Origin of the sequence: Cytobacillus spartinae (genome assembly GCF_042865285.1) — a bacterium.
Classification (GTDB): domain Bacteria; phylum Bacillota; class Bacilli; order Bacillales; family Cytobacillaceae; genus Robertmurraya_A; species Robertmurraya_A spartinae.
In genome coordinates this window covers 1-19,117 of record NZ_JBIACK010000011.1, presented here as the reverse complement: position 1 = coordinate 19,117, position 19,117 = coordinate 1, and the positions used below count along the sequence as shown (strand labels likewise).

At 35.4% G+C, this 19,117-nt stretch carries 21 protein-coding genes and 1 riboswitch; of the genes, 8 read left to right on the top strand and 13 right to left on the bottom strand.

All coding sequences use genetic code 11. The annotated features are described in order from the left end of the window. Positions 1-29: 29 nt before the first annotated feature. On the bottom strand, positions 30-311 hold the full coding sequence (locus tag ACFYKX_RS18990; RefSeq protein WP_389362656.1) for a hypothetical protein: 282 nt from the start codon (positions 309-311) through the stop codon (positions 30-32). Positions 312-490: 179 nt separating this feature from the next. Here ACFYKX_RS18990 and ACFYKX_RS18985 point away from each other — a divergent pair, with 179 nt between their 5' ends. Further along, on the top strand, positions 491-988 hold the full coding sequence (locus ACFYKX_RS18985; RefSeq protein ID WP_389362655.1) for a GNAT family N-acetyltransferase: 498 nt from the start codon (positions 491-493) through the stop codon (positions 986-988). A 174-nt stretch (positions 989-1,162) separates the two neighbouring features. After that, positions 1,163-2,341, top strand: a complete 1,179-nt coding sequence (locus ACFYKX_RS18980; protein ID WP_389362654.1) for a GTP-binding protein — start codon at positions 1,163-1,165, stop codon at positions 2,339-2,341. A gap of 140 nt (positions 2,342-2,481) precedes the next feature. Here ACFYKX_RS18980 and ACFYKX_RS18975 read toward each other — a convergent pair whose 3' ends face one another. Beyond that, a complete protein-coding gene (locus ACFYKX_RS18975; RefSeq protein ID WP_389362923.1) occupies positions 2,482-3,336 on the bottom strand; it encodes an AraC family transcriptional regulator in 855 nt (284 codons plus the stop codon). 395 nt (positions 3,337-3,731) lie between these two features. Beyond that, positions 3,732-3,932 (bottom strand): cold-shock protein, encoded by a 201-nt coding sequence (locus ACFYKX_RS18970; RefSeq protein ID WP_389362653.1) that lies wholly within the window; start codon positions 3,930-3,932, stop codon positions 3,732-3,734. Between the two features lie 420 nt (positions 3,933-4,352). Between ACFYKX_RS18970 and ACFYKX_RS18965 the strand changes: the two genes are divergently transcribed. The 3 genes from ACFYKX_RS18965 (at position 4,353) to ACFYKX_RS18955 (ending at position 6,150) form a co-directional block, all read left to right on the top strand. Then, on the top strand, positions 4,353-4,526 hold the full coding sequence (locus ACFYKX_RS18965) for a hypothetical protein (protein WP_389362652.1): 174 nt from the start codon (positions 4,353-4,355) through the stop codon (positions 4,524-4,526). A gap of 135 nt (positions 4,527-4,661) precedes the next feature. After that, positions 4,662-5,288 (top strand): LysE family transporter, encoded by a 627-nt coding sequence (locus ACFYKX_RS18960; protein ID WP_389362651.1) that lies wholly within the window; start codon positions 4,662-4,664, stop codon positions 5,286-5,288. A gap of 100 nt (positions 5,289-5,388) precedes the next feature. Beyond that, positions 5,389-6,150 carry a YqcI/YcgG family protein gene (locus ACFYKX_RS18955; RefSeq protein ID WP_389362650.1) on the top strand — a complete coding sequence of 254 codons (762 nt, stop codon included), beginning with the start codon at positions 5,389-5,391 and terminating at the stop codon, positions 6,148-6,150. Here the strand turns inward: ACFYKX_RS18955 and ACFYKX_RS18950 are convergent, their stop codons facing one another. Further along, positions 6,151-7,533: an amino acid permease gene (locus ACFYKX_RS18950; RefSeq protein ID WP_389362649.1), complete on the bottom strand. Its 1,383-nt coding sequence runs from the start codon at positions 7,531-7,533 to the stop codon at positions 6,151-6,153. 257 nt (positions 7,534-7,790) lie between these two features. On the opposite strand from ACFYKX_RS18950, the gene ACFYKX_RS18945 reads away from it, so the two are divergent. Beyond that, the gene (locus tag ACFYKX_RS18945; RefSeq protein ID WP_389362648.1) at positions 7,791-9,059 is read left to right on the top strand and encodes an ATP-binding protein; all 1,269 of its coding nucleotides are present in this window, start codon (positions 7,791-7,793) and stop codon (positions 9,057-9,059) included. A gap of 134 nt (positions 9,060-9,193) precedes the next feature. On the opposite strand, the gene ACFYKX_RS18940 is transcribed toward ACFYKX_RS18945, so the two are convergent. Further along, positions 9,194-10,444, bottom strand: a complete 1,251-nt coding sequence (locus ACFYKX_RS18940) for a two-component system sensor histidine kinase NtrB (RefSeq protein ID WP_389362647.1) — start codon at positions 10,442-10,444, stop codon at positions 9,194-9,196. Between the two features lie 443 nt (positions 10,445-10,887). Beyond that, positions 10,888-11,439 (bottom strand): CBO0543 family protein, encoded by a 552-nt coding sequence (locus ACFYKX_RS18935; RefSeq protein WP_389362646.1) that lies wholly within the window; start codon positions 11,437-11,439, stop codon positions 10,888-10,890. Positions 11,440-11,725: 286 nt separating this feature from the next. Between ACFYKX_RS18935 and ACFYKX_RS18930 the strand changes: the two genes are divergently transcribed. Beyond that, positions 11,726-12,022, top strand: coding sequence for a DUF6509 family protein (locus ACFYKX_RS18930; RefSeq protein ID WP_389362645.1), 297 nt, complete (start codon positions 11,726-11,728; stop codon positions 12,020-12,022). Positions 12,023-12,186: 164 nt separating this feature from the next. On the opposite strand, the gene ACFYKX_RS18925 is transcribed toward ACFYKX_RS18930, so the two are convergent. The 5 genes from ACFYKX_RS18925 to ACFYKX_RS18905 form a co-directional block, all read right to left on the bottom strand. Continuing rightward, positions 12,187-12,687, bottom strand: coding sequence for a metallophosphoesterase family protein (locus tag ACFYKX_RS18925; protein ID WP_389362644.1), 501 nt, complete (start codon positions 12,685-12,687; stop codon positions 12,187-12,189). Positions 12,688-12,820: 133 nt separating this feature from the next. Beyond that, a complete protein-coding gene (locus ACFYKX_RS18920; protein ID WP_066047955.1) occupies positions 12,821-13,021 on the bottom strand; it encodes a cold-shock protein in 201 nt (66 codons plus the stop codon). Positions 13,022-13,121: 100 nt separating this feature from the next. Then, positions 13,122-14,597: a DEAD/DEAH box helicase gene (locus ACFYKX_RS18915; RefSeq protein ID WP_389362643.1), complete on the bottom strand. Its 1,476-nt coding sequence runs from the start codon at positions 14,595-14,597 to the stop codon at positions 13,122-13,124. 245 nt (positions 14,598-14,842) lie between these two features. Beyond that, on the bottom strand, positions 14,843-15,043 hold the full coding sequence (locus tag ACFYKX_RS18910) for a cold-shock protein (protein ID WP_322448084.1): 201 nt from the start codon (positions 15,041-15,043) through the stop codon (positions 14,843-14,845). A gap of 230 nt (positions 15,044-15,273) precedes the next feature. Next, positions 15,274-16,137: a bifunctional 5,10-methylenetetrahydrofolate dehydrogenase/5,10-methenyltetrahydrofolate cyclohydrolase gene (locus ACFYKX_RS18905; RefSeq protein WP_389362642.1), complete on the bottom strand. Its 864-nt coding sequence runs from the start codon at positions 16,135-16,137 to the stop codon at positions 15,274-15,276. A gap of 87 nt (positions 16,138-16,224) precedes the next feature. Continuing rightward, positions 16,225-16,308: riboswitch (ZMP/ZTP riboswitch) on the bottom strand. A gap of 624 nt (positions 16,309-16,932) precedes the next feature. Here ACFYKX_RS18905 and ACFYKX_RS18900 point away from each other — a divergent pair. Next, a complete protein-coding gene (locus tag ACFYKX_RS18900; RefSeq protein ID WP_389362641.1) occupies positions 16,933-17,319 on the top strand; it encodes a DUF2500 domain-containing protein in 387 nt (128 codons plus the stop codon). Positions 17,320-17,362: 43 nt separating this feature from the next. Here the strand turns inward: ACFYKX_RS18900 and ACFYKX_RS18895 are convergent, their stop codons facing one another. Continuing rightward, the gene (locus ACFYKX_RS18895; protein ID WP_389362640.1) at positions 17,363-18,244 is read right to left on the bottom strand and encodes an NAD-dependent epimerase/dehydratase family protein; all 882 of its coding nucleotides are present in this window, start codon (positions 18,242-18,244) and stop codon (positions 17,363-17,365) included. Positions 18,245-18,345: 101 nt separating this feature from the next. Next, on the bottom strand, positions 18,346-18,978 hold the full coding sequence (locus ACFYKX_RS18890; protein ID WP_389362639.1) for a DUF421 domain-containing protein: 633 nt from the start codon (positions 18,976-18,978) through the stop codon (positions 18,346-18,348). Positions 18,979-19,117 lie beyond the last annotated feature (139 nt).

Here is a 19,117-nt window from a genome sequence, read left to right as displayed (position 1 = left end):
AGGGGAGAGATTCTCCTCTTTTTTTTGCTTTAACTTTTTAACCTTTTGTATTCATCAATAAAGCGGAAAGGATCTTGGGTAACATTATATGAGAATACACCCTGATTTGTATGCAGGTATAAAAAGCCCTGTAAGTGATTGATCCTTCTAAAAGACATATCAAACACGTTTTGTAATTGAAAGACATTTGTTGGTGAATAAATTTTATCAGGATATAGGTGTAAAAACTCTTCGGTTTCAATCGAATGCTGTTTATTATCACAGATCGTTCTAATAATTTTAATGTACGGTTGAGATACGATAATCTTCATATTGAGCCCCCTGTTCTGATTATGATTTCTTGGCAATAGTTTAAAGATAACACATAGAGTATTCGCTGTATAATCGTCAACGTTCATACAGGGATTTTTAACAATCAAAAAAATTTTTATTGGACATATTTACTAGTATCGGTAAAATTAAGGGAATAATGTTTTGTGGAGGAATTAGCATGCTTATCATTCGAGATGCACTAGTTACTGATTTACCCATTCTACTCGATATTTATAATGAGGCAATTCGAACAACTACAGCAACGTTTGATTTAAAGGAAGAAACGTTAGAAAATCGTGAAACTTGGTTTCGTAAATATGGTGAAAAATATCCTTTAATTGTAGCTGAAGACAATGGTAGCGTAGTTGGGTATGCTTGTCTAAATCCTTTTAGGGATAAACCAGCCTACTCCCGGACGACCGAATTATCTGTTTACATTTTTGCTCATCATCATGGTGCTGGGATTGGAAGTGCACTGATGAAGGAAATAATCAATCGAGCTCAAATTCTTGGGTACCACACTGTCATTGGCGGAATTACAACAGGAAATGACCGAAGTGTGAAGCTACACGAGAAGTTTGGCTTCAAACATATTGGAACTTTTAAAGAAGTTGGATATAAGTTTGACGAATGGCAGGATGTTGAATTTTATCAATTAATGCTTCCTTTAGAATAGTTACTGCTCTAGAAGAAGGACTGTTTATTATACGGTCCTTCTTTATTTTTATTCTTCCACACGTAACAAATCGTAATGATTTCAATTTACAAATTTCCTTTTATATAATAAACTTTAAATCGTAACAATTACTATTTAACCAAATACTTATCAATTACATTCTTGGAGGAACTTATGAAAATTCCAATTACCGTTCTTAGCGGATATTTAGGCTCGGGAAAAACAACATTATTAAATCATATATTAATGAACACTGATGGACTGAGAATTGCTGTGATCGTTAATGATATGAGCGAAATTAATATAGACGCAAGACTTGTTAAAAATGGGGCTATTTCTAGAACAGATGAGAAATTAGTAGAACTTCAAAACGGCTGTATTTGCTGTACATTGAGAGAAGATTTAATGAAGGAAGTTGAGAGACTTGTCGATAGAGGTGAAATTGACTATATCGTCATCGAATCCTCTGGGATAAGCGAACCCATTCCTGTTGCACAGACTTTCACCTATAAAGATGAAGAGTTTGGCATTGACTTAACTACAAAGTGCAGGCTTGATACAATGGTTACAGTTGTCGATGCTTTTAATTTTTGGGAAGACTATTCTTCAGGAGATTCACTTCTTGATCGAAAGCAAAGTACGGATGATCTAGATACGAGAGAAGTTGTTGACCTTTTAATTGAACAAATAGAGTTTGCAGATGTTATCATTCTAAACAAGACTGAATTATTGGATGATAATGATGCACTTGAACTACAAGCATTCCTACGAAAGTTAAATGTAGATGCAGAAATTTTACCTACTTCTTTTTCAAACATAGACGTGAAAAAAATATTAAATACTAAAAGGTTTGATTTTGAAAAGAGTAGTCAATCTGCTGGATGGATTAAAGAATTAAATGAGGAGCATACACCTGAAACAGAAGAATACGGAATCTCTTCCTTTGTCTATATACGAAGAATCCCCTTTCACCCTGAGCGATTTATGGGATGGATGGAAAATTGGCCAGTTGATGTAGTTAGAGCTAAAGGGTTCTTTTGGCTTGCAACGAGAAATCGTGTTGTAGGTTTACTATCTCAAGCAGGTTCCACCATCACGATACAAGGTGCAGGAGAATGGGTTTCGGAATATCCTCTTGAAGAACAAAAACAAATGCTTCTTGAGGATCCCGAATTGCAAAAAAAATGGGATACTACCTTTGGGGATAAGCAGACAGAGCTAGTTTTCATTGGAATAGATATGTGTAGAGCATCTATTGAAACCTCATTAGATCAATGTTTACTAACTGAGGAGGAAATGAAGTTAGACTGGACTAGTTTTATCGATCCGCTACCAAAATTTACAGAGAAGTAAAACTTTTCACCAAATAGTATAGGGTTAATTCTATATGAAAAGCGAACCCTATCAGAGGAAAAATCCCGCTTTAGACGGCTGAAAGAAGATAGCACGTCAGATTTAAGAGAGTGTACAACAAGGCACACTCTCTTCTTACATTATTGTTTTTTAACAGGAACCCAAATCTCACTAATATAATCTTCACTTGTTATATCACCGGGAAGGTATAGCTCAAATTCAGGACCGCCAGCATGCTGGTAGCCAGTGGAAGGAAACCACTCTGAATAAATTCTCTTCCATACAGCTTGAATGGCATGAGGCATTGCACCAACAGATTCAAACACAGCCCAAGTTGATGCAGAGATGCTTTTCTTATCATATCCGTCAATGGATACAGATTTAGGATTCTCTACTCCAATAAAATAAGTAAATTCTTCTTTTTCATGATCATAGTCCATACAGACACCAAGTACATTCATTCCACCAGTCAATTCACATAAATGTTCTGGGATTCCTTGACTGTTAACCTCTTCCCAGAATAAAGGTATTTTTTTTAGATTTTCATTGTTCACAGTACTAACTCTTATTCCTTTTCCAACGATTTCAACGTTCTCTTTATCAACAAAGCGGTAATTCATTTCTCTCTCTCCTTTAATAGATATTTGGAAGGATATTCGTGGAAATGCTTTTAAGACTTGAGATGAATCTCTTACCTGTGAAGGTGATATACCATGTACTTTACGAAAGGCTTTTGAAAAAGACTCTGGGGTTTCGTAACCATATTTTATGGCAATATCAATCACTTTCCGGTTTGGAGAAGTTAACTCCTGAACAGCCAAGGTTAACCTTCTTCTACGAATATATTCTGCAAATGTATAACCCGTAAGCATATGAAACATCTTTTGAAAATGAAATCTACTAACATAAGCCATTGAGGAAAGAACATCTAAATCGATTTCATCCTCTAAATGTTCCTCAATATAATCAAGACAGTCATTTAATCTTTGTAGCATTTCCACGCTAAATCCCCCTCACAACCCTTATGATACTCTCATCTAATCAACCTTTCCTGTCATTCTTTGCTCACTTAAGACAGAAGCAGTCTAGTAATCTAAAATCTAAATGTTATCTTTATTTTGTTCAGTATGTATGGATAGGAACATTTGTAGTTTATGTTTACTGGGTTATTCTGTCAATTATTTTCTTGTATGAACCATCTGTTTATTATTACTAGTCATTCTTATGCCTCAAGGGGCGAGGGCATTTACCACTAACTTGAAATTTTTATGGTCTTACACAACAAAAAAACTGTTCACGAGGAACAGTTCTTAATTATAGCAAGTTAAATTAGAATATATACCAACATAATATTTCATCGGAAAGATATTAGCGATCAAGCCAAAATTAATTATGAATGTTTTCCGGGATTATTAATGACCTCTATCACTCTAGTAGTCTGTTCCATCTCACTGCTACAAATTGGACATGTAGGTACGTCACTACTTTTAAAATTATCACGTAACCAACAGTTACAATCATCGGATTTACAAACCCAAATTTTCGTTTCTTCTGTTACAACAGGTTCTTGATTTCTTCTACCAAATCCCATTACAAATCACTCCTAATTAAGTGGAATTTTTCACAACAACATGGAAAACAAAACGTGCTAAAAATCAAAAAATTCATATATTATAAAAAGTTCACTCAATATGTTAACTTTTTATAATAAATGAATTCATATCAATAAGCAACAGCATTTTTTAAATTATATCATATTTTCACACCTTCTGTATACTAAAGGCTGAAAAAGGAACTGACTAGACCATTATATTTAAAACTTATAAAAATATGACCCTATTCCTACCCGATACCGTACAAAATTTATGATCCCTTTACCATAATTGCAAATGATTATTATGGATAAATTTGTACATAATATAAACATCTAATTTATAAGGCAATTTGGTGTTAAAACAATAAATTTTACATTACATCAGAAAAAAGCCTTTTAAAAAAGGAGGTACTGCAAGTGAAGAGAAACAAAAAAGGACCAAGTTTCGGTACTGGCGATATCACTAGTAAATCAACGAAGGGTAGCTATGGGATTGACTACGAACTAAGCCTTCAATCTGTAGAGTATGCCACAACCTTAAATACTTACTTAAATGAGCGTGCTGAAAGAGATCAATACGAGAATGACTAAATGAATAGAGAAAACCTCTAAGATTAAACTTCCTGTTTTCTAAGAGGTTTTTATTTTTTTGTCGTACAAGCCACACCCTCTGAATAGAATGTGTACAAGTACACGCTTACTTTTTTTTCATCAGGGGGATTTGTAATGGCAATATTTATTAGTTATGTATTTTTAGGTTTATCTCTAGCCGCTCCAATAGGACCGATTAATGCAGCTCAAATGGATAAAGGAATTAAGCATGGATTCCTAAATGCATGGGTCTTAGGGTTGGGATCTGTGCTAGCAGACATTGTTTATATGATGGCTGTGTTTTTCGGTATAGCTCAATTTATAGAAATTCCAATCGTGAAAGCATTTCTCTGGTCCTTTGGTTTCTTCGTATTAACGTATACAGGTATCGAGAGCATAGTAGGTGCTGGGAAGTTTGTTAACGATTCAAGAACGGGTGACGAGTCTCTCGGGAAATCATTTATAACTGGTTTTATGATGTCCATCTCAAATCCACTAACTATTCTATTTTGGTTAGGTATATATGGAGCAACATTAGCAAAAACAGCCTCTACATATGATAATAGCCAACTGTTAATCTTTAGTTTAGCAATCATTCTGGGATTGGTCATTTGGGATATTACGATGGCCGCAGTTGCTAGCAGCTTCCGTAAACTCTTAACAACTAAGCTGTTAACCATTATCTCAATTATATCTGGAATCTCGCTTATAGGGTTTGGTGCATATTTTGGATATCAGGCAGTTATAATTTTGTTCTTTTAACATAGCTCGTTATACATTTTTAATATAGCTTCTGAATTAGGACAGTCACCTATTTCCTCCCCCGATAATATCTATATAAGGATAAAAGGAGGAATAGGGAATGGTGCAACTTTTTACAAAAAATTGTATACAAGAAAACCTATCATCCTTAGATGATTGGAAACAGAAAGCTTATTTAGAATTTGAAAATAGGATGACAAATACAGTAGATAAATTCCCGTGTATTCCTGCTACTCAGGGATTCGCGCTTAATCACCTTAGATACGGGTTTATTGAAGACCCAAGGAAAGAGAGCTCCTCTACGACCTTAGCTAAACTTCTTAAACATTATGGTGAAATATCAAGAGACACTGGGAACTACGCATCATTAATAGTCATGTTTGACACTCCACCGGATATTGTTGAACGGTATGATATAGAGCAATTTGAATACCTATTTTGGTCTTTATTAAAAACCGTAAATGAACAAGATGAAAAAGACTGGCCAAATCACATACCAACAGATCCTGACACGAATACTTGGGAATTCTGTTTTGACGGTGAGCAATATTTTGTTTATTGTGCGACACCAAAGCACAATAACAAAAAAAGCAGATACTTCCCTTTTTTCATGCTTGCAATTACACCTAGATGGGTGTTAGAAGAATTTAATTCCCATGTCCAAGTGTCAGATCGTATTAAAAAGGCAATTCGTGAACGACTACATCAATACGATAAGACAGAAGTCCACCCAGATCTAAAATGGTATGGGAGTGAAGGCAATTACGAATGGAAGCAATATTTTTTAAGGGATGATAATACCTCCCCTTCGGCATGCCCCTTCCACAAACAATGGAGTATAAATAAAAAAGAGAAACAATAATTATTTACGCTTATGTCTATGTTTTTTCAGCATACTATTATGTTTGGTCCGGGTTTGGCCCTTTGTCTTTTTACGAACAAAGTGTAAAATAGTTGCGGCAATCGCAATAATCAATAAAAATGCCAAGCTTACAAACAAGCCTGGCCGACTTGATTTTTCAAGTAAAGTCCCACTAATACCTAACGCAATTAATGCCATCCCAAGTAACCGTTTCCCGTGATCAAACTTTGTAAGGTCCAGAAGTCTAGGGGCAGAAATTAACACTAGTAACCAATTATATAAAAGCATAAGACCAGCAGCAGTTGTAATGTATTCATAGATGGTATCTGGTAACAATAAAGCAGTTATTATCGACGCAACTAGCCCCGATGTGGTGAGTGCTAATGCGAGGGTAGGTACTTTAAATCTCCCCTTTTTCGCCAATTTTGCTGGTGCGTCTTTTTCTTCTGCCATTGTGACAAGCATCGTAGTAATCGCAAATAAAGAAGCAGACATGGTAGAAAAGCCCGCAATAATTAAGGCTCCATTAAAAACATGTGGAACAAACGCTAAGTTATCGTATTCATGTAATGCGGTTACAAACGGACTCTTCTTATCGCTAAATTCCGTCCATGGAATCATCGTGACTGCCAGGCCCAATGAAAGAAGATAAATGGTAGTAAGCACAACAAGCATAATTTTTCCTGCTTTTGGTGCATCTGCTTTGTTTTTCAATCTTGTGGCCATGATCCCCATTATCTCAATCCCACCAAAAGCATAAAATCCAAAAATAAGCGATGCCCAGAGACCTTTTATCCCATGTGGAAAAAGCTCTGACATGGCATTAGGAAGATCCTTAATCCCCTTTTGTCCATCAATGATACCAAGAATAGCTAATATAGCAATAATGATGAACATTAAAATAGCCGAAATCTTGATGACTCCTAACAGGTTCTCTATCTTTTCGAACCCCTTACTTCCTAAAAGTACAACAATAATTCCTAAAACTGCATAGATAGAGGATAATACCCATAAAGGAACATCTGGGAACCAAAATTTTGTGAAAATAGAAAGTGCAGTTAATTGGCTACCCATAATTAGCATCTCGGACATCCAATACACCCAACCACTACTAAAACCAACCCAGGAACCGAATGCTTTTTTCGCATACGACCTGAAGGAACCTTTTTGAGGATCTTCTGCTGACATTCTACCTAAAGAATCATATACGATATAAGTACCAATCCCCGCTAGAAGGAAAGAGATTAATACGGAAGGACCTGTCAGCTTTATTGCAATGCTAGAGCCTAGAAAGAAGCCTGTTCCAATTATACATCCTACCCCAATGAGGGAAAGATGCCACCATTGCAATTCTCCACTTTGTTGTTCACTTTTCTTTTCCACTAATGTGTCTCCCCTTTCATCTAAAATTATTGTTAGATGAAAAGCAAAGACTTATGTATGAAGACCGTTATTTAGGGCTAATTGGTTATGAACTTTTTGTAAAATATGTATAAAATGAAGGTTTCTTCCTTTTCAAATTCAGGAAAAATTATTATAGTAAAGATAAGTAGCCACTTTAGATTTCTGGGATTTATTTACTGTGGTTAATAAGCTATATCATATTGCTTGTATACGAAATGTTATTAGAGGATGATATTATGAGCCTAGAAATAGTGGATCTATTAGTTAATTTACTTTTTATCTTGTTATTTGTTTCGGTTTATCAAATGTATATTATTAAAAAACGTGATGAGTACAAAATTAATTTTCCTTTAATCACGATCCTTTCGAGTATTTCCATAATACTGTGTATGACTTTTCCTATCAGATTATCATCCGAATTCATTTTTGACCTGCGCTACGTGCCTTTGGTCGTTAGCATCTTTTATGGAAATACATTTGTTGGTCTAATTCTAGGTACTGTTATCATCATTTATAGATATTTTCTTGGTGGAGTCGGTTTTTATATTACCTTAATGCTTGTTCCTATAATCGTCACTTTAACTCTGGTCATAAAAACCTACTATAAAAAGTTTGATCTCAAGTTACAGTCGTACTGGGTACTAGGGTTTATATCTATTCTTTATTCAATCATTGTTATATACCTCTCAGAAGTTTTTGGACAAACGGACATATTAACACTAACGATGTCTATTAAATATATAGTGATTAACTTCCTTTCTGTTCTTCTAATATCTTATTTAATTGAAATGTTACGTAAATTCGTTCTGTTAGGAGCAAAATTAAGGGCTGCTGAATTAGCTCAAATGGAGAAAATGAATTTAGTTAGTGCTCTAGCAGCTAGTATCTCTCATGAAGTTCGAAATCCACTAACTGTTACTAGAGGTTTCTTACAACTATTACAATCACCTGATTTACATAAGGATCAACGAATCGAATACTATGAGTTGGCTATATCTGAACTAGATCGTGCACAAGATGTCATTACAGACTATTTGACCTTTGCAAAATCTGATTCCACTGAATTTACGGTATTAGATGTAAAAAGCGAACTTGAAAAAGTAGTGAGTATTATCGAACCACTCGCGAACATGTCTTCAATAAAGATTGAACAAACCCTTCAAGACGAATGTTTTACAATAGGTAGTAAACAAATATTCAGGCAAGCTCTTATTAATATCTGTAAAAACAGCATTGAAGCAATGCCTGATGGAGGAAACCTGTCCATTCAATTAGCGGTTATACACGAACGAGTATCGCTTACCATTTCGGACAATGGACAAGGGATGTCACAGGACCAGCTAATTCAAATTGGAAAGCCGTACTTCTCTACGAAGGAAAAAGGGACTGGTTTGGGTATCATGGTTGTTAAAAATGTTGTGAAAGAGATGAATGGAGAGATCCTAGTAAACAGTGAATTAAGGAAAGGAACTACCTTTACCCTATTATTTCCACCTGTGAAATGACTAAAAAGAGAGTGTCCTACAGGCATTACCTTTGGACACTCTCTTTTTTTCCTATATAAACCTAAGAATACCTTCCCCATAACACCTACTCAAACGGTTAATGAGCAACAATCCCTCTAGATTAAATCCGGAGCCTACTCTCCCTTAATGGAAGCTGGAATATCAATTATAAAGCTCGTTCCTTGGTCACTACTAGTAACTCTCATCAACCCATTGTGATTTTCGATAATTTTTTTTGACACAGAAAGCCCTAACCCTGTCCCATCATCCTTTGTCGTAAAAAATGGGTCAAAAACATGACTTAAAATAGAAGATGGAATACCTTTACCATTATCAGAGAAAGTAATTTGGATGGATCTCCCAACAAGTCTAGTACAGATCTTGATTCGCAAGAGTCTGTCACTCTTTGCTTGCAATGAGTTTCTAAATAGATTTATAAACACTTGGAATAGCTCGTCCCTGTCCCCAATAAAAGAACAATTGGCGACCGAATCAGAAATATCATAAACCATTTCAACATTATAAAGTAACGCTTCACTATTTAAGAAGTTGCCTAAAAAGTCATTGACAAATTCAGAAACTTGAATTTCTTCTTCCGTAGTTTTGGAAGGCTTCGCAATTCTTAAAAAATCCGTAATAATTTTATTAGCACGGTCAATTTCCGGTATTAAAAGGCTCGAAAATAAGGCAGCTGTCTCTTTATCTACCCTACTTTGTAAAAGTTGTAGGTAGCCCCTAACCGTTGTAAGCGGATTTCTTATTTCATGAGCAATGCCTGCAGCAATTCTTCCAGCAATAGCTTGTCTTTCAGCCTCTTTAATCGTATTTAAAAATTGAAATGCTCCCATTACTCTTTCAATCGAACCATCTGGATTTCTAATGATTCGAGTATTGTTTATTCCATAATTTTTATCAAGTACCTCTCTGTCTACAATCGACTTCCCAGTCCGGAGTGTTTCAAGTAGATTAATTTGATGATCAGGAATATGTAAAAGCTCTCTAATATGCTTTCCAATCATCTCTTCCCGGTCTACCTTTAAATCTTTTGCCACTTGATTATTACATAGTGTAATTTGCCCATGTCTATTTATAAAAACAATGTGGTGAGGAACGAGATCTAGTATAGGGTTTAAGAACGATTCAATTTCTTCAAAGGGAATTTTCTCTTCAGAGATAAAGGAGAATTCTCTCTTTCCGTTTGTAACAGTTTCAGATATCGACTCAATAGAAACGCTATCTTCCTTTTTTTCCTTCACAGCTTTTTTACCGTGAGTGGAATCCTCATAAATAAAGGATAACGGAAGACGTTCAACTAGCCCCTTATAAAAGTCGAGTTCTCTTTTTAATTCATCAATTTCATTACGGAATTTTTGCTCTTCTATCATTCCAATACCTCACTACAGAGTTTTTACGCTTTCCCTACTATATATATATTACTAGAAAATGAAGGGATAAAAAACTTTTCTATAACTATTTACTCAAAAGTATGCAGAAAAACTTTGTTAATCTTTGTGAATATTAGTGTAGACACAGGCTATAATACATGTAGGGACTTGTAGCTCAACGTTTAGAGCAACCAACAGTTACACCGATTTCTGTTGTGTGTCTTGTGGGTTAAAATCCTACCAAGTCCCTCTCTTCGTATTACACTCCTTCTATGTAAACCCCCTTATTCAAGCTTATATTCCATTAATAGCTAGAGATATTTTCTATATAAAAAACGCTAGAAACACATCGAAGAAATTGATGTGGAAAAACAGAACTATCAAGTGGTTCCATAGATGTTAGAGCGTAACTTTCTAATATGTTTCTTAACGTTTCTTTAACCTTATCCACGAAACGCTTGCTTCTGAACGTTTGATACCTTCTTGTTCACCCACCATGTAAGATTAGAAATAATGATAAAACCAATAAAAGACATCCAATGATGCCAATTATATAATCTGAATAAATCTAGAATATGAAAGACTACTTCTATAATAAAACTAAAGACAAAAGACATTAATAGACACCACTTAAAATACATTTTATAAGAATTGTTTTTTTGATAAATAACCATAAAAGTTATGGGAATTACCGATAAATCAGCAGGTGCTAAAGGGGGAATTACCGGGAACAACTTTTTTGGATATCCCCACAAAAGCCACGCAGATCCAAGTTCATCTAATACCAATGCTAAAATCATCCAAATAAACCCGAAGAATAGAATATCCTTAATTCTTTTGCGGTCTACAAATGAGTACCACCAGATCCATGGAACTATAGCAGCAGCTAGCAACATCCACCATTCTGCAGTAAACACCATATGGTTTTGCCAAAACTGTACATCTAAATCTTTTAATTGAGCTTGTAACGATTCAATTTCTTTATAGCTGCCCATTTGAACAACTCCTATTTGATAACCGGGACTTTTGGATTTTCGTTACTTCATTTCCGTATTTATTTTATTTTTCCAATTAAAAGGGGTAAATTATAAGTATTACTTTTTTATTAATTGACTGTGTTAAAGGATAATGTTGATATTTTGGAGAAAGTTGATTGGAGCGAAAATCAACAGCAGCGCTTAACAGAGCCTATCAATTAAGATTAAAAGATTTTTTACGTTTTACATTCGTGAATAAAGATTTATAATACATTAATGAGGAAATTTTGAAAGGATGACAAATATGGAATTTACAGAATACACGGTTGAAAAAATAGAAGATCCATTTGGTATACTTATTGGAGATCGCTATGAATATTATATTCATATAGAGGTTCCAGAGGATGATGAACTGTATTCTGAAAAAGGATTAAAACTTAAAGTTCTATTCATTGTGGACGACAAAGGTTCTCGTATTTCCCACTATCATATAATCGAGGAAACGACTGAAAAAGTGCTTGATTTTGAGTTAGAGGAAGATGAGTTACAAAAAGTAGAGAATTTTTGTAAGGAGCATTTTACTGAAGAAATAGAAGATTAACATAGACAGGATCTTTGACCTACATATTATTATTTTTTTTGCATATACTACTTTTGTTATCCTATTCATTTAGCTTTCTCGACTGCGGGAACACTTAACCAAAATGGATAGGATAACTGCTTAAGGCATCGGTCTTTTACCGGTGCTTTTCTATTTCAAGTTATTTATTTCATGGATTTCTTGAAGTATACATGATTAAGTATAATCCCACTATCTATAGTAAGAACCCCATATGAAAACTCAGATAGCTTTCTTTTATCAGTAGGCGAACCAGGGTTAAAAAGCCATGTATTTCCTACTTTTTTAGAAACCGGAATATGGGAATGACCAAAAATAATACAGTCTACATCCTCGTCCTTAAAGGCTTCTATAACCCTTTTTTCTATTGTTTTCCCAATCCCGTCACCATGAATGACTCCAAATTTAAATCCATTTAATTCGATGACAACCTTCTTCGGAAGTCTTTCTTTAATAGCATCATCATCTACGTTTCCATAGACCCCTACTACTTCACCGTATTTTGTAATCTGTTCATAAACCTCTATAGACTGCCAATCTCCTGTATGTATGATTAGATTGGCTACTATTAATTCCTGAATAAGTTGACTAGGTAGTTCTTTTGCTCTTTTGGGTATGTGAGTGTCTCCTAATATGATTACCTTCAATGCTGCCTCCGATCCGGTTTAAATCACGCTATGTATTTGCAATGATAAAAAACTGATTGTTTTTATCCACATAGAAACTAAATTTCCTCAATTAAAAAGAGCCCCTATAAAGGAGCTCTCTATCTAGGAACCATTAGATTTTATTGACATTAACAGCTTGTGGTCCACGTTGCCCTTGTTCGATGTCGAAGCTAACTTCTTGACCTTCATCAAGAGACTTAAATCCTTCAGATTGAATAGCAGAGTAGTGTACGAATACGTCTTCGCCACCTTCTACCTCAATAAATCCAAAGCCTTTTTCTGAATTAAACCATTTTACTTTACCTGTTGCCATTGATAATCCTCCTAAAATTTGAAAACTCGATTAATGATACGTAGGTATCACATTTACTAGTTTACCTAAAATCTCATTTTTAAATCCTAAAATATGCAATTTATTTATTTTTATTTCGATTTCTTGGGCGACTTCCTCTTTCTTGTCCGTCACCTGGACGATTTCTCTCACGACTACGATCACGATTTCGATCGCGTCCACGATCACGACTGCGGTCTCTACCTCTGTCTCTATTTCCGCCGCCTTTTGGCTTTCTAGAACGAAGTGGTTCTACCGCAGTTAGTTTAATTGGCGTCACATCAGGCTCTTTTGTTAATAGTTTTAATGTAGCCGACAATAATGTCACTGAATCCATATCTTCTAGTAATGTCTCTGCTACTCGCTTGTATTCAGTATTCTCTTCGTTTTCTATAACTTTCATGATTCGATTAATCGTTGCTTGTTGGTTACCAGCAATAACATCTTTGAAAGTAGGGATTGGTTTCTTGACCATTTTCTTTTTCGTTACTTGTTCAATGATTTTTAAATGATCAATTTCTCTAGGAGAAACGAATGTATATGCGATTCCTTTTTTACCGGCACGACCTGTTCTACCAATTCGGTGAACATAGCTTTCTGGGTCCTGTGGGATATCAAAGTTATACACGTGAGAAACCCCACTTATATCCAATCCTCTTGCTGCAACGTCTGTAGCAACCATAATTTCAATTGATTGCTCTTTAAAACGACGGATAACTTGGTCACGCTTAGATTGTGGGATATCACCATGAATTCCTTCAGCAGAATATCCACGTTTAATTAAGCCCTCAACGACTTCATCTACACGCTTTTTCGTACGACCAAATACAATGGCAAGCTCTGGAGATTCGATATCTAAAAGACCTGTTAAGACATCGAATTTCTGTTTTTCATGAACTTCCATATAAAACTGCTCAATATTTGTTACGGTCATTTCTTTCGCTTTAACCTTAACTAATTCAGGTTCTTTCATGAACTTCTCAGCTAAAGTTTGAATTCTTTTAGGCATAGTTGCTGAGAAAAGCAATGTTTGACGCTCTTCTGGAATGTCACTTAAAATTCTCTCGATGTCTTCGATAAAGCCCATATTTAACATTTCATCAGCTTCATCTAATACAACCATTTGAATATTATTCAACTTAATCGTTTTTCGATCTAGATGATCGATTAATCTTCCTGGTGTTGCCGCAATAATCTGTGGTCGATTTTTTAATGAACGAATTTGTCGGTTAATATCTTGTCCACCATAAATAGGAAGAGTTCGAATCCCTTTAACTTGACCTATTCTATTTAGTTCTTCTGCCACCTGGACAGCAAGCTCCCTTGTTGGAGCTACAACTAACCCTTGAATTCCACCATCAACAGAAATTTTTTCTAACAGGGGTACACCAAATGCAGTTGTTTTCCCCGTACCTGTTTGGGCTTGTCCAATCATATCTCTACCTTGTAGAGCAATTGGGATCGCTTGCGCTTGTATTGGAGTAGGTTCCTCAAACCCCATATTAGAAACTGCTTTTTGCAACTCTGAACTTAAACCAAAATCAGAAAACTTTACCAAATCGTTATTTCCTCCTTATATAAAACCTTAAATTAATATTTTTATTTTGCTCTAATCTCTATATTTTACTTTCCCAAAAGAAAATGTTTTCAATCAGTATTAAATTGTAATATTTTCAGCTTTTTCCAGTCCAAGTTTGCTACTATGTATGGAATCAAATCGGGACGGTATGTTCTTGAGGAGAAACTAGAGGACGTAAAAAGGTGATGCCCAATTGACAAGCATCACCTCAACAATTATCGTTATTATGCTTTTGTTACGTTAGCAGCTTGAGGTCCACGGTTACCTTCAACGATTTCGAAAGTTACTGCTTGACCTTCTTCTAAAGTTTTGAAACCTTCAGTTTGGATAGCTGAGAAGTGTACGAATACATCTTGACCTTCTGAAGACTCGATGAATCCGAAACCTTTTTCTGCATTAAACCATTTTACTTTACCTGTGTTCATGTGTAAAACCTCCAAAAAAATGTTCACCATAAGTACTTAATATATAATTCATGCATTTAAAAAAATCGTAGCCAATAAAAATGTAAGGATGAAAATCTTCGCCTACATTTTTTCAGCTACGACCTACTTATCCAAAAATATATACCGAACTTTATAGCGTTATATTCATATTAAAGAATGTTCGGTATAAAGTCAAGAATTCTTTTTTTGCTTGTATGTTAAAAATGCCTTTAGTGAATAATCTTATTAGACTTTTTCATCGTGTATTCTGCTGAATCAACAGTGTGTTTTAAAAGCATTGAGATCGTTACTGGTCCGACACCACCCGGTACAGGTGTAATAGCAGAAGCTTTCTCGTAACAAGAGTCATACTCTACATCCCCGATGTTTCCAGGGTTATATCCAGCATCAAGAACGACTACTCCTTCTTTAAGCCAATCCCCTTGGATAAAGTTTGGTTTCCCAACTGCTGCTACAACAATATCAGCCTGTTTTAGCATTTCTGGAAGATTTGTTGTGTGAGAGTGACAAGTTGTTACAGTGGCATTTTCATTTAAAAGCATTGCTGAGACAGGTTTTCCTAAAATCGGACTTCTACCCACCACTACAGCATGCTTCCCTTTAGCAGTGATTTGGTAGTGCTCCATTATTTTCAGTATGGCTGCTGGTGTACATGAAGGAAATACGCCAAAACCTAGCGCAGTCTGTCCATATCCCCAACTAGTAACACCGTCTACATCTTTTTCTAACGATATGGTTTCAAATGCTTTTCTTTCGTCAACTTGGTGAGGTACAGGATGCTGAAGAAGAATTCCGTGCACATTTTCATCCTCGTTTAGTTCTTGTATAACCTGCAAAAGTTCTTCAGTAGTCGTATCCTTTGATAAATGAATTCTTTTCGATTCAATTCCTAATCGACTACAAGCATTTCCTTTCATTTTCACATAAGTTTCTGAAGAAGGATCATCCCCAACTAAAATGGTTGCTAAGCATGGCTTAATTCCATTTTCGTTTAAGACTTTGATTCTGTCTTTAAGACTTTCCTTTACTGCATTCGCTACTACGTTTCCGTCTAATATTAGTTTCTTCTCCATGTATTTCCCTCCCTGAGTTTAGAAAGCAAAGCGTTAACAAGAATTTCTTGAAGCTTAGGCTAAACAAAAAGAGACAAGGATATCCCTTATCTCTGCCCAGACGACCGGCTATACAAGTACGCAGCTCCCCTGTGGTTCCTTCCACATTTGTCGTCAGTCACTGCGATTTAAGGTGCATATCAATTAACTTCATCATATCTAATAAACACAAATATTTCAATATAAAAAATCGAAAAACGTTCGTGATTTAGAGATTTTAATCCATAAAAAAATGACAACAATTGAATTGTTGTCATTTTTGATTTAATTGAGGTGGGAAAATGATTTTGATTTATCATTTTAAAACCCAAAACAATGAAAGCCCTACCTCTCTTCCATCCTTACGGCTCCTAGACCGTGCCAGTGTGGATCAGGTTCCACTAATTTTTCAATAGGGAATACTCTTAGGGTATCTTTGCTAAATAAATGAAGGTAGCGAATACGGACGTAAATGTAGCGAATTAGAAGAAAATATGAAGGAAAAAACTATCTATCATTAGACAAACCTTGTACTTATTACTTACTTCTATACTTCAAGAGTATTACAATTTATAATCCCATTTTCAGTCAGGATTATTCATATAAAATGAAAAATATTTAAGCCACTATATGTGGCGATTAATAACACCTCAACTAACACAAGAATTGAGTATATCATACATTCAAAAATTAATCAAACTGATTTCATAAGGTTTGTTGAAACCTTTTTTAACCAGCTACGTATATAGGTGAGAGATGCTTGAAAGGAGGTTTAAAATGATGGGTTTTGATCCATTTTCAATGTTTTCAATCTTTTCGATGATTTTCCCGGTATTTTTCTTAGTTGTTTTTGGTATTATTGCGTTTTCATTATTTAAAGGTGTTAAACAATGGAATTTTAATAATAAGCAACCTGTTTTAACTGTATCATCGAAAGTGGTCTCAAAAAGGACGCATGTCAGAAGAAATGCCCATAACCATAACAACCATGTACACTCCACAACCAGCACTAAATATTATGTTACTTTTGAGGTTGAGAGTGGTGACAGAATGGAACTACACGTAAGCGGAAACGAATTTGGTCATCTTGCTGAAGGAGATTATGGCAAGCTCACTTTCCAAGGTACTCGTTATCTTGGCTTTGACAGATGGAAAGATCAATGAATTAGAGCTCACTAGTTGACAGTGAGCTCCTTTTCATCTTTGTTTAACCTTTATAATAATGGATTAACTCATCAAGTGTCTGATGTAAGTCCGAAAAGCTATATCCCAATTCTTTTACTTTATTTGTATTAATTGACCACGAACCAGGTAAGGCATACGGCGAAGCATTTTCAGGAGTTAGCTCATTAGTAATTTTTGCTTTAAGCTCTGTAATCCCTTCAATTTTTCGCATTAACTCACCCATAGATATATCTCCGTCGCAACCAGGGTTTACAGGCCCTGTAAAGTTAGAGAGACCCATCTCATATAAAAAGCTAGCGGCTTCATGAGAAAGGATAAAGCTATATCTTGCTTCTTCATTAGGAATTCCGATAGGTTCATTGCCCATAACCTTTTCAACATGCAACTTCAGTCTATTTGTGTAATCATCTTTCCCAATAACGATTGGGAAGCGAATTGCTACTACTTCAAAATTCGTTTCTTGAAAAAGGTGAGCTTCTGAGGCTCGTTTGGCTTCCTTGTATCCTTCATATCCTGGATAATCTCTTCTACCTTTGTAAGTTATTTGATATTCATAAGGGTTAAAATTTTCTTCAACGTTATTTGTCCCGTAATCATAAACGGCCATAGTAGAGGTGAAAATATATCTCTTTACCTTCTCCTTCAAGGCTTCAGCTGCATCTCTCGCTTCCTGAGGTGAATAACATGTTTGGTCATATACAACATCCCAGTTTTTCCCCTCAGTTTCATTTATGATAGATTCTTTATCCTCTCTATCAATTATCAGCCTCTGTACTCTATCTCCAAATGGATCTTTTGTTTTCCCACGGGTAGCTATCGTTACACTTTTACCTTGTTTCAATAATTTTTCGACTAATCTTTTCCCAAAAAACTGTGTTCCACCTAAAATTAAAACATTATCCAAAAGGTTTCTCCTCTTTCTATTTATATTTCTCTCTATATTTCGATATTAGCTTCTGATTTTCCTTTCTTGAGAAAATTTAAGGTCCCGAATTAGCGAGCTAATTAATTTAGTCGATTAGGATGTGGGGTTTCATGTGATTTACTCCGTACCTCATTAAATATAGAAGGTTCTTCCGTGTTAGATTGGAGCTTCAGTATTAGTTGTGGAAGCATCTTTTCTAAATCCCCTACTGTCACGGGACGAGCTTCCCTTTTAAGCTCATACCCTAGTTGTCCATTTGGCTCAAGTGTTGCAGTTTTTAAATCTTCTATGTTTGAAACCCCATTTTGCCTTAATCTCATTTCCAATTGATCGACTGTAAATCTTAGGGTTTTTAAATTCTTTGTATTTATTTGCCCATTTTCCACAATCACTACTGATTTCCCTGTTAGAAATTTTTCGATAAAGTTGAATTTCACTTGCAGCCATTCCATTAAAATTAATCCTCCAATAAAAATAGAGACCGCAATCATCGTATTAGGCACGCTCGTTTCTACAATTGGCTGGATGATAATGGATCCAATTGATATCATAATTACTGTCTGTGCAACCGTCATTTGACTGATCGATTTTCTACCGGCCACCCGTAATAAAATGGTCCCTGTTAGGAGCATAAGAACAGACGTCCAAAACAAATTCAGTTCCATGGAATCACCTCTTCCTCTTTTACCTTTTATTCTAATCTTCAAAGCCATATCTATTCTCCCATCGAGTAGGAGGAGGTGACGAACCTCCGACCTCTCACACCACCGTACGTACGGACCCGTATACGGCGGTTCAATCTTATACTAAGCATGTACTTTATTGTAATGTTGAACACAAGAGATTAGTCCG

Bases quoted from the DNA above. Each gene is read 5' to 3' on its own strand.
- ACFYKX_RS18930 (WP_389362645.1), top strand. From the start codon at position 11,726: ATGGAATTTACAGAATACACGGTTGAAAAAATAGAAGATCCATTTGGT.
- ACFYKX_RS18900 (WP_389362641.1), top strand. From the start codon at position 16,933: ATGATGGGTTTTGATCCATTTTCAATGTTTTCAATCTTTTCGATGATT.
- ACFYKX_RS18970 (WP_389362653.1), bottom strand. From the start codon at position 3,932: ATGGGATTTGGTAGAAGAAATCAAGAACCTGTTGTAACAGAAGAAACG.
- ACFYKX_RS18910 (WP_322448084.1), bottom strand. From the start codon at position 15,043: ATGAACACAGGTAAAGTAAAATGGTTTAATGCAGAAAAAGGTTTCGGA.
- ACFYKX_RS18920 (WP_066047955.1), bottom strand. From the start codon at position 13,021: ATGGCAACAGGTAAAGTAAAATGGTTTAATTCAGAAAAAGGCTTTGGA.
- ACFYKX_RS18890 (WP_389362639.1), bottom strand. From the start codon at position 18,978: ATGGCTTTGAAGATTAGAATAAAAGGTAAAAGAGGAAGAGGTGATTCC.
- ACFYKX_RS18960 (WP_389362651.1), top strand. From the start codon at position 4,662: ATGGCAATATTTATTAGTTATGTATTTTTAGGTTTATCTCTAGCCGCT.
- ACFYKX_RS18955 (WP_389362650.1), top strand. From the start codon at position 5,389: ATGGTGCAACTTTTTACAAAAAATTGTATACAAGAAAACCTATCATCC.
- ACFYKX_RS18975 (WP_389362923.1), bottom strand. From the start codon at position 3,336: ATGCTACAAAGATTAAATGACTGTCTTGATTATATTGAGGAACATTTA.
- ACFYKX_RS18990 (WP_389362656.1), bottom strand. From the start codon at position 311: ATGAAGATTATCGTATCTCAACCGTACATTAAAATTATTAGAACGATC.
- ACFYKX_RS18940 (WP_389362647.1), bottom strand. From the start codon at position 10,444: ATGATAGAAGAGCAAAAATTCCGTAATGAAATTGATGAATTAAAAAGA.
- ACFYKX_RS18980 (WP_389362654.1), top strand. From the start codon at position 1,163: ATGAAAATTCCAATTACCGTTCTTAGCGGATATTTAGGCTCGGGAAAA.
- ACFYKX_RS18905 (WP_389362642.1), bottom strand. From the start codon at position 16,137: ATGGAGAAGAAACTAATATTAGACGGAAACGTAGTAGCGAATGCAGTA.
- ACFYKX_RS18935 (WP_389362646.1), bottom strand. From the start codon at position 11,439: ATGGGCAGCTATAAAGAAATTGAATCGTTACAAGCTCAATTAAAAGAT.
- ACFYKX_RS18985 (WP_389362655.1), top strand. From the start codon at position 491: ATGCTTATCATTCGAGATGCACTAGTTACTGATTTACCCATTCTACTC.
- ACFYKX_RS18945 (WP_389362648.1), top strand. From the start codon at position 7,791: ATGAGCCTAGAAATAGTGGATCTATTAGTTAATTTACTTTTTATCTTG.